Here is a 7,253-nt window from a genome sequence, read left to right on the forward strand (position 1 = left end):
AAACTGCTGTACAGGAAACAATAGAATTGATCGAAAGAGGATGAGAACCAAATTCTATTTCACCAAAACCGCTTTCTTTATTTCAGAAAAATTATCCGTTTCTATTTTATATAAATACACTCCGGAACTTAAATTTTTCGCATTAAAATCAACGGAATGTTCACCCGCATTTTTTTGTTCATTAACAAGTGTTTCTACTAATTGACCTTTAACATTGTAGATAGAAAGATTGACTTCCGATAGATTTTTCAGAATAAATGAAATGTTTGTGGAAATAGAAAACGGATTGGGGAAATTTCCAAACAACTTAGAAATTTTTACAATTTCATCTGCAGAAGGGAGACCAATTATTACTTCTACTATATTAGAAGGTTCGGATTCTCCCGGATCATAAACTGCTGTTACATAGTATTCATAAGCATCTTCTGCTAAATTGAGATCTGCATAAGTTGTATCTGTTACAAGTTCATCATTAATTAATTCATCGTCCCGATAGACATTATAGCCAAGAAGATCTCGAGTACTTTGGCTGGATGAATTATGAGAATTTCCGGTATTTGCTATTTGGAATGGCTTTGGGATAGTATTCATAATATTATCCATAGGAGTTTCGGTTTGGATATATGTTCTGTTCTTGCTAATGAAGTCCTCGCTATTACCTACCACACCTTCGATACACCAGTTTAAATCCAAAGGTAACAAATCCCAGGTACCCATAAAACCAAACCAGGCACCCTTATTTGGAACCATTGGGCCTGAATCTACACCGGCAGGATATCCTCCGGTTTGATCAAAAAAATATCCAATCCAATATTCATTTCCGGAAATTAGATTAATCGGTGGATCCAAGTCAAATTCACTCCATTCGTTAGGTATGACAGAACCGGTAACATCTTCGGAATAGATTTCAGTGCCGGGATCTCCATATTCCCCACCCTCCCAGACTTTAACTACAACCTCATCATAGTTATTATCATGCATAACGATATTTACTCCTGTTAGTTGCGATCCATAGTATTCTGTAAGTTCTTCCGGAGTAAATCTGGCAGCACAAGTAAAATCAGAATTTGGACCGGTACCAACTCCATTGTTATCATAACCATTATGAAAATAAAGAATTCCAATGTTAGTTATAGGGGATTCCCAATTAAGAATAACATTGTTGTTATTGACCACTGAAGCTGTTAAATTCTCTGGTGGAGCCAGAAAGTTCAGTAAAAAATCCAGACCTGAAACAATCTGCCCGGCTTCAACCTCGATATCTTCGATGGTTTGAGATTCGTAACCATATAAAGAGGCAGTCAAATCATAAGTTCCACTCAAGAGCGTTAGAGAATAGTTTCCTTCCATGTTAGGGTGTGTTGAAATGCCATCAGCTACAATGATCACATCTTCTACATTTCCCGAAGCTCCTTCCAAACTGACATTTCCCTCTACAGTTCCAAATGCGTCTATGATTTCAAAAAAATCAAGAATTCCCGCAAGGGCATCCCCGAGTGAGTTTGTTCCTCCCAGACCAGAAATTTCAAATGCATTTCCTACGGTTTTATATGTTCCCGCATCGAATCGTACTCCAAGGGTATCTGCATACATAGTGTTTACAAATATTGTGGCTGCGTTTGAGTCTGCAGGATGAATCTTATCCATACAATTGTTCTCACCCGAATATGACCATTCCATACCACCTAAAAAATCAGAACCTTCCACCTCATACAAGTCGTTGAATTCTTCCTCATAAGCATAGAGACCAAACAATCCTTGAAGTGTGGTTTGCTCGTCATAAAACCATGTATCGCCACCCTCCATGTATAGATTTCCCCCATTCGCTAAATAATTCACGAAAGGTCCTACTTCATCTTCGGAAAGGACATAATTATTTGAATGAATTCCAAGCAAAATAAAAATAGCATCTAAATTCTCTGTTATTGGATATTCATCCATTTCGGTAGTATAAGTTACAGTATTATCGTACATTTCTTGTATGGTATCATGCAGTAGTTCCCCTGTAGGAGTGGGATCAGGATCGATTATCAATATTCCCGAAAGAATTTCTCCAATCCAGACTTGCGGGGAAGTTGCTGAACCACCACTTCCGACCGAATTGAATGGTGTTACTGTATAACTATAATATTCAGGTTCAAAAACAGTATCATCTGTCCAATCTGTCATCAAACCTATAAGTTCAAATTCAGCACTATCCGATCTAATTACAAGATAGCCCAAAATAGGCTGATTAAATACTCCACCATGCAAGCCAGTCAGGGGATTTGTCCAGCTTAGTAAAGCAGCAAGTTCATTTCCTGAACTCGCATTTTCTACATTAAAACCTGTTACTGCACCGGGCACATCCTCTCCAATCCAAACCGTATCTTCAACGGGTAGCCCATTTCCCCCAAGATTACAACCAACTATTGAGTAAGTATAACTTCCTAAAGATGGAATATCCATGTCCAAGTAGCTACCTGGACCTCCAATAATAGGAATAGTATCCGTATAAATCAGTAATTCATCTCGAAAAATTTTCATTGCAGTGAGTTCTTCCAGTGGTTCTCCCATTAAATTTACTGTCGGGCATATCCAATCAATCTGAGTTTCTAATTCTCCGTCCGGATTCGGAATTACACTCACATTAGTCGGAGCAGCAGGTGGAACTATCCAACTTTGAATCAACTCATAACCAGCAATAATGTTTGGCTCTTGCTGTATATTTACAAAAAGAACTACCTGCTCAGGTTCATCAATAATTGCAGTACAACATCCTCCAGCTATTCCCGAACTAAAACCCGGAATATCTGAACAAACATGGGTAACGCCGGTAAATATTTGGGTAGCAATTTCAAATTGATGTAATACTGCTCCGCAACCATTCTGAGAAAATAACCAAAGATAAGGTCCACCACTTGTCCAGGGATCATAAGCACTTCCGTATAAACTCCCCTGGAAAGGAGAGATATTTCCATATATTTCATTACCTTGCATATTTATCGCTCCTAATTCATTCCAGTTTCCTATCCAGAAACCACCATTGCCATAATCTAACCAGGGATCATAAGCAATGTGACGAATTCCCGTGATTCCAGTACAAGTGGCATTAATAGTTTCAACCAGAACCTGATTTGCAAGATCCATCTTCTTTAGCGACATATCAGCAGCTGCTCCATAAAAGAATTCACCGTCATAAGCCATATCGCGAATTTGTGTGGCTCCTGAAATATCAAATGAATCTACAAAAGTTCCATCCATTTCGTATTTATAAAATGTAGTGTGGCCAGATCGCCAATCAGAAGTGTAAATACTTTCGCAGTCTGTTTCTATTCCGGGTTGTCCGGCTTCGATACAATCGAAACTGAATAGAATATCCCAGCTTGGTCTGTTTGGTTGAATCGGGTATAAATTGTTATTTAGAATTGGTGTTTCATCTCGTGAAGTATGACCTTTTCTCCTTATAGCTGTCAGTGAACCTGCTATTAACAAGAAAATTAACAATACAAAGAAAAATTTTTTCTTTAAATAACATATTGTTTTCATTTTATTTTCCTCCAATAATCTTTTTTGATTATTCTCAAATAAAAAACAATCGCAATAAATCTTGTAAAGAAATTCGATTTATTTATACAAATTGTTTCAAGAATCCTGTTTCTTTTTTAGATTTAAAATGATCCTTTATGCTTCTGTTTATGGAAAATTCCTCCTAATAAAAAAACATGGGACACTTCGTAAATCCTCCAAACATTGACATAAAATCACATTATCAAATTTCTTATATTATTATGAATATTAAATTAATTAGAAATTTTTGCATTATTGCACATATAGATCACGGCAAATCTACTTTAGCGGACAGGCTTTTGGAAATTACTCACACGATCGACAAAGCCAATATGGAGCAGTTTTTGGACGATATGGATCTGGAGCGTGAACGTGGGATCACAATAAAAGCACACACCATCCAGATGAAATATGACTACAAGGAAACCGAATATACCCTCAATCTGATAGATACTCCCGGGCATGTGGATTTTTCTTATGAGGTGTCTCGTTCTATTGCTTCCTGCGAGGGGGCAATCTTGCTGGTGGATGCATCTCAAGGAATTGAAGCCCAAACAATGAGCAACTTGTATATGGCTCTTGATCACGATCTTGAAATTATCCCGATAATAAATAAAATAGACTTGCCGGCTGCAAACGTTGAAAGGGTTAAGGGAGAAATCTCAGAATTGTTGGGAATTGCGGCAGATGAAATCATCTCAATCAGCGCCAAAAACGGTACTAATGTAGAGGAAGTACTTCCCTTGATCATTGAAAAAATTTCTCCTCCCAAATCTTCAACAAATAAAACTCGTGCTCTTATTTTTGACTCGATCTATAATCAATATCGCGGAGTTATTGTTCATACGAGAATTTTTGACGGCAAGATTAAAAAAGGGGACAAAATCATATTTTTAGCAACGCAGAAGGAAGTGGAAGTTGAAGACATCGGACATTTCGGTATAAAAATGGAACCGTGCAGGGAATTAACCGCCGGGGACGTAGGTTATATTATTTCCGGTGTTAAGCAGGTGCGAGAGGCAAAAGTTGGTGATACGATTACATTGACAAATAATCCGACAACGAATCCCCTACCTGGTTTCAAAGAACCAAAGCCAATGGTATTCAGTGGAATTTTTCCTTTGGATAGCGAAGATTACAATGACCTTCGAGACGCTCTCGCAAAATTTCAGTTGAATGATACTTCGCTTGTTTATGAGCCGGAGAGCTCGATGATATTGGGCTTTGGATTCCGTTGCGGTTTCTTGGGAATGCTACATCTCGAAATCTTTAAAGAGAGAATAAATCGCGAATATAATATTGCGATAATTTCCACTACTCCGAGTGTGGAATTTCTGGTTGGGTTAAAAAACAATGAAGAAGTGAAAATTGATAATCCGGCTCAATTCCCGGAAATTATGGATATTGAATACGTGAAAGAACCGATAATGGAATGTGAAATTTTGGTTCGTTCCGATTTCATCGGCAATATTATGACTTTGGCCCAAACGAGACGTGGAATTCAAACTAATCTCGAATATTTGGATGAAACGCGTGTTGCCATTTCTTATGAATTTCCCCTCATTGAAATTTTATTCGATTTTTATGATAGATTAAAATCCGTAAGCCGCGGTTATGCTTCATTCGACTATAAATTTAAAGAGTTTAGAAAATCTAATGTAAAAAAAATTGATATTCTGATAAATGATGATAAAGTAGATGCGATGTCTTTCATAACTCACGAGGATAAAGCCTATAACTGGGGAAAAAGTATTACGAAAAAATTAAGTGAAGTAATCCCCCGTCATCTTTTCACAATACCTATTCAAGCAGCAGATGGGAAAAAAATCATCGCCCGAAGCACGATCAAAGCAGTTAGAAAAAATGTTACCGCAAAATGTTATGGCGGTGATATTACCCGCAAAAGAAAACTTCTCGAGAAACAGAAAAAAGGTAAAAAAAGAATGCGACAACAGGGAAACGTGAGTATTCCTCAAGAAGCATTTCTGGCAGTTTTGAAAGCGGATAGAAGTTAATGCAAAAGTAGCACACGAATCCCCTCGTGTCTTGTGAAAAAATATAAAAAAGAGGTAATTATGTCTGACGATGTAAAAATTGAATGTCAAAATTGTGTTTTTTGGAAAAGTAGGCACTGTGATAATTTCTCGTCTAAGTGGATGGGAATGGTAACTTCTCCAACTCAAAATTGTGGAAAATTCAAACCAAAAAAGCAAAAAAAAGAGGATAAAAAGACTAAACAGAAAGACAATAAGAAGGAAGAAAATACCAAATAAATTGACAGAAAACAATCTCGCTTAGAAATTCGTATTTTCAAATTAATTACAAAGGAGATGAACGGATATGGAAAAATATAACGGCTTGGAAAATATGATTTCCTTTATTTACAAAATCCGACGACTCTCCTGCATCTTTATATACAACTAATTATAACCCTCTGAAATTCATCCTTAATCTGGGAATTATCAAATAAATTCCTTGGATAGGATTTCTGAAAAATTCTTTACCGAAAAAAAATTAAGGTATTCTACTTGGTGGAGAATTTCATAATAATTTAACAAATACAATAAAATATTTGAAGGAGAAAAACATGCGATCAAACAAATTCCTCGGTCGGGACTGGTTAAGTCCTGAGATAGATTACACAAAAGAAGAATGGGAGTCTTTATTACGACTCGCTGAAGAACTGAAAACCAGATTTGCGATGAATGAAGATACTTCTCATATCCTAAAGGGGAAAACTCTTTATTCAATGTTTTTTAATAGTTCCCTCAGAACGAGAAGCACTTTTGCAGCTGGAATTCAGCAGCTCGGTGGAAATTATATCGAACTCGAACCCGGCAAAACCTATACCCCAGCTCGAAAAGGATATGAAATTCCTTACAAAACAGAACGAATCAGCGACGTTGCACGTGTCCTTAGCCGTACGGGTGACGCCCTTGCAATTCGAATGTATGGAAAACCATCCCACTGGATTTACCGCTTTGCTCATGAATCTTTGAAGGAGTTTGCATATTGGGCAGACATTCCGGTTATTAATATGGAGGATGATGTTTACCATCCCTGTCAGGCACTTGCTGATATGCTTACTGTAAAAGAAAAACTCGGTGGTTTCAAGAAGAAAAAATTCGTAATCAGCTGGGCTTATTCAGGTTCCACTGCAAAGCCCTTTGCCGTTCCCCAAAGTCTTGCTCTTGCTCCGTCCTTACTCGGAATGGATGTCGTGCTCGCCCGTCCTAAAGGATTCGAGCTCGACCCAAAAATTATCAATAAATGTAAAGAATATGCAAATATGAACAATTCATCCTTTGAAGAAACCGATGATATGGAAGCAGCTTTTGAAGGGGCACATGTAGTATATCCCAAATCCTGGGGTGCAATGGATTATTTTGCTCAGGTAGATGAAAATGGAAAACTGGTCAAAGAAGAAAATTTGGCAGGTATGAAAGGTCTCTTTGAAAAAAATAAAAACTGGATCTGTGATGAAAAAAAAATGAAGTTGATCGATAAAAATGGAATTTACATGCACTGCCTTCCAGCAGATAGGGATATGGAAGTTACCGATGAAGTTATTGACGGTCCCCAAAGCGTTGTCTTCGACGAAGCGGAAAACCGACTTCATGCTCAAAAAGCTGTTATGACTCTGCTGATGGGTGGAAGATTGTAAATTAATAAATGGGAACAAAAACTTAAAAAAATTAATTAGA

The 7,253-nt window shown here is 37.3% G+C and carries 4 protein-coding genes; 3 read left to right on the forward strand and 1 reads right to left on the reverse strand.

The genetic code is table 11. The features are described from left to right. Positions 1–54: 54 nt before the first annotated feature. On the reverse strand, positions 55–3,528 hold the full coding sequence (locus U9P79_00015; GenBank protein ID MEA2103018.1) for a T9SS type A sorting domain-containing protein: 3,474 nt from the start codon (positions 3,526–3,528) through the stop codon (positions 55–57). A gap of 242 nt (positions 3,529–3,770) precedes the next feature. Between U9P79_00015 and lepA the strand changes: the two genes are divergently transcribed. The 3 genes from lepA to U9P79_00030 all read left to right on the forward strand — a co-directional run bounded on the left by lepA (position 3,771) and on the right by U9P79_00030 (position 7,213). Further along, a complete protein-coding gene (lepA, locus tag U9P79_00020; GenBank protein ID MEA2103019.1) occupies positions 3,771–5,564 on the forward strand; it encodes a translation elongation factor 4 in 1,794 nt (597 codons plus the stop codon). 33 nt (positions 5,565–5,597) lie between these two features. Beyond that, positions 5,598–5,822, forward strand: a complete 225-nt coding sequence (locus U9P79_00025) for a hypothetical protein (protein ID MEA2103020.1) — start codon at positions 5,598–5,600, stop codon at positions 5,820–5,822. Between the two features lie 314 nt (positions 5,823–6,136). Continuing rightward, positions 6,137–7,213, forward strand: coding sequence for an ornithine carbamoyltransferase (locus U9P79_00030; GenBank protein MEA2103021.1), 1,077 nt, complete (start codon positions 6,137–6,139; stop codon positions 7,211–7,213). Positions 7,214–7,253 lie beyond the last annotated feature (40 nt).

It is taken from the genome of Candidatus Cloacimonadota bacterium (assembly GCA_034661015.1).
GTDB lineage: Bacteria > Cloacimonadota > Cloacimonadia > JGIOTU-2 > JGIOTU-2 > JAYEKN01.

Excerpts from the sequence above, each read along its gene's own strand:
- U9P79_00015 (MEA2103018.1), bottom strand. The coding sequence starts at position 3,528 with ATGAAAACAATATGTTATTTAAAGAAAAAATTTTTCTTTGTATTGTTA.
- U9P79_00030 (MEA2103021.1), top strand. The coding sequence starts at position 6,137 with ATGCGATCAAACAAATTCCTCGGTCGGGACTGGTTAAGTCCTGAGATA.
- lepA (MEA2103019.1), top strand. The coding sequence starts at position 3,771 with ATGAATATTAAATTAATTAGAAATTTTTGCATTATTGCACATATAGAT.